At 51.4% G+C, this 3,160-nt stretch carries 3 protein-coding genes and 1 pseudogene; all 4 read left to right on the top strand.

The window, feature by feature from the left end:
• Positions 1-615: 615 nt before the first annotated feature.
• The 4 genes and pseudogenes from NW827_RS09900 (at position 616) to NW827_RS09915 (ending at position 2,965) form a co-directional block, all read left to right on the top strand.
• The gene (locus NW827_RS09900) at positions 616-1,767 is read left to right on the top strand and encodes a type II secretion system protein GspD (RefSeq protein ID WP_414362534.1); all 1,152 of its coding nucleotides are present in this window, start codon (positions 616-618) and stop codon (positions 1,765-1,767) included.
• A gap of 504 nt (positions 1,768-2,271) precedes the next feature.
• Positions 2,272-2,526 (top strand): annotated as a pseudogene (locus NW827_RS09905) (Ig-like domain-containing protein); the annotation flags it as partial.
• Between the two features lie 93 nt (positions 2,527-2,619).
• The gene (locus tag NW827_RS09910; RefSeq protein WP_414362535.1) at positions 2,620-2,760 is read left to right on the top strand and encodes a hypothetical protein; all 141 of its coding nucleotides are present in this window, start codon (positions 2,620-2,622) and stop codon (positions 2,758-2,760) included.
• A gap of 76 nt (positions 2,761-2,836) precedes the next feature.
• Positions 2,837-2,965 (top strand): hypothetical protein, encoded by a 129-nt coding sequence (locus NW827_RS09915; RefSeq protein ID WP_414362471.1) that lies wholly within the window; start codon positions 2,837-2,839, stop codon positions 2,963-2,965.
• Positions 2,966-3,160 lie beyond the last annotated feature (195 nt).

A 3,160-nucleotide genomic window follows, 5' to 3' on the forward strand; every position in this document is an offset into this window, starting at 1 on the left:
CCCCAGGGCTTGCTGGCCCAGCGCAGCCCGACGCAGCTGGTCTTCGAGTTTGAGAGCTTGCCCTCTGCTCCACCGGCTCCTGTAGCGGCAGCGCCTAGCCAAGTAGCGCCCAATCAACCGGCCTCGCCAACCCGACCTCAGCCTGTGGCCCCACCGCCGGCTCCTGCTTCCCCTCCAGCTGTTCAAAACCCTCCTTCTCCCCAGGGAACAGCCCCTACTCCTCAGCCGCTTGTTCAAACTCCTCCCCCTTCCCCGCCAGCTCAGCCAGCTTCTCCTGGGCCGGTCATTTCTCAGGTGCCCTCCGTGGGGCAGCTTAACCAACCCCAACTGCCGCCGGGATCCGTTGATCCCACTACTTCTCCCTTCCAGGGTCGAGCAGTAGCTCCTCCGGCAGGGGATCTTGCAGTCGGCAGCATCCTTCCTGCTCCCCCTCCAGTTGACTTGGGCTCAAATGCCAAGATTACCTTAACCCTGAGGGATGCTCCCGTAGGTGATGTGTTGAGTCTCTTGGTACGTCGAGCTGGACTAAATGTAGTCCTTAACGACGTTCCTCCGGACTTGACGATTTCCTTAGACGTGGCCGACTCACCCTTACAGGAAACGTTCAACTTTATCTTGCGGCTGAAGGAACTGCAAGCAACCCGTGTAGGGCAAACAGTTTTCATCGGCACTAAACTTCCTGGGGTTGGCCAGCAGATTGTCAAAACATATAGGCTTAATCAACTAAGAATTGAAGAGGAGGCACAGACCTTTAATCTTACTGCTTCGGGGGCTGGAGGCGGGCAAGCAACAGTTGAGATTAGTGCTAGACAATTAAGTATTACTCCAAGTGAGATCAGAAGTAGAATTTTGGCTATCCTAGAAGCATCGGGCATTCCTCTTGCTCAAGAGTCAGCTATTCAAGCGGATCCTAGAACGAACTCACTAACTATTGTTGCCACGCCTGCCCAGCATGATGTAATTGCAGCCTATCTTGCTCAAATTGATCTTAGAAGTCGGCAGGTCTTAGTTAGTGCTAGGTTTATTGAGGTTAACCTGGATAATAACTCTGATCTGGGAGTTGCGTTAGGCGGTGCTTCTGGAAACTTTGCATTAGGCTCCGGAGATAACACCGTCTTTGGAGGAACTCCTCTCAACCAGCCCGCAGGATCCTCAATTCCTGATGTTGGCGTAGTTCCTTCTGCGGGAACTGGAGGCTCGCTTGTGTTCAACACTCTGAATCGACTTCAGCAGTCTCTTGCAGCCCGTATAGATGCAGCCATTGCTTCAGGAACGGCTAAGATACTAGCCGATCCAAAAGTAGTTGTTGCCAACAATACAGGTGCGGCCATTGTGGTTGGACAAGAAGTTATCACTAACAGGAGATTGGTAACGGACCCTGCAACAGGTGCATCAACAGTTGTCTTTGAAAAAGGAAACGCAGGGGTCAATTTAATTATTCAAAATGTTAGGATTGATGACAATGGCTACGTTACGTTAAATCTTCTTCCGCAGGTTTCATCTATCGGCTCCCAAGTTACTTTAGCAGATGGAAGTGTAATTAGCTTGCTTAATCAGCGTTCTGTTGGCTCTTTGCAAGTCAGACTTAAAGACAGGGAAACACTATTCTTAGCAGGATTGATCCGAGAGGAAGATCGAGTGTCTGTTGACAAAGTTCCACTTCTTGCTGAGATTCCTCTGCTAGGTGCTCTCTTTCGTAGGCAAAACACGACTAACACCAGGAGTGAAGTTGTTGTCTTGATTACCCCAACTATTTTAGAGGACTAGGAGAGTGGTTTACCAGCGACTGTCATTTTCTCAAACCGATTGCTTTGCCAAAAGAAACTGCCAGCCCTAAGATACGTTGCTGCCTAATGCTGATGTCGAACTCTCACCGCCGGCCTTGGCTGAGGCTGGGATCCCCCTTGCTCACCTTTGGGCTAGCTTGGGTGCTGGCTTCGAGCGAGATGGGATGGCCACAAGCCTATCATCTCTCTCTGCAGGTGCAGGGGCAAAGCTATTCACAGCCTGCCGAACAATCGTGCTCTTTAGTTTGGTAGACTTTGTCACAACAATTTCAGGCGCAGCCGCAGACTGGGTAGCTTGCCTTAGAAGTACTAGGACAAGGTGAGAAACAAAAAGTGCCTCTATTCCTAGTGTAATTACCTCGTAGTTTCTGGCAGTAAAATCCATCGTTAAGCAATATACAACTTTCTGTCCCAATACATTAACTCTTTCACAGCCAAAGTCGCTAACCCAAAAAGCTCAGGTAGAATTTACCTCTCTTTCTCATTGGTCCCTAGCAATCCTTCCGATGGCCAAAGGGGGATCCGGGTTGATCAAAGCATTCGCCTACGTTTTGATCGAGAACTTCCGATAGGAATAGCAAGTTTAGCCTTTGGGATCCAGCCTCCTTTGGAAGTGGCCTTTGATATTCAGGGAAACGAGCTGATCATCAAGCCTTTACAGCTACTCAGTTACAGCACTGATTACAGAGTAATCTTGCCTGCCACCAAAGAGCTAGATTTACAGAGTCCCATAGAGTTGACTTTCCGTACCGAGCCTCAATACACCTACCAGCGAGATATTAAGCCCCTACTGGATGCTAGCTGTGTGGGTTGTCATCAGCGGACCGGTCGGATGCGTCGCAGCTCTTTGGATAGCTATGCCGCGGTGATGCGTTACGTAACACCGGGATCGGAAAGTAGCGAGTTGCTGAAACAGCGCTGGTTGGCTCGCCATGCTGTTATTCAGCGGTCGGCAGGGATCCCCTTGAATTAGGGAAGGAGAAGGGGCCGACGCCCCCGATCCCTTATCGGAGCTTGGGACGGGAACTGTGCCGACGCCGAGACCCCCTGTGGGTGATCCCCAAGGAGAATTTCCCGGATCGTTTATCGGACACAGTGGCTCTCCCGAACTGGCCTATATTCGCCGCAACGGCACCGGCATGGATCGCTTGGGCCACTTGAGCCCTGAGGAAATCTAGATCTTGCGTACTTGGATTATTTAGGATTGGGCCGCTGAGACCGACAGAAGTTAGCGTGAAGGGATCCAAGCCCTCTCACCCTGTTCCGGTAGCCTGGGATCCGGGACAGGCGATGAGCGCCAGCTCCACCTGATGCTCTCGGGGTTGCTGCAGTTGCACCTCCACGTCGCGGCCAAAGAAGCCCTGCATTTTTTT

The sequence above is a fragment of the Synechococcus sp. H70.1 genome (assembly GCF_047502705.1).
In the GTDB taxonomy this organism is placed as follows: domain Bacteria; phylum Cyanobacteriota; class Cyanobacteriia; order Thermostichales; family Thermostichaceae; genus Thermostichus.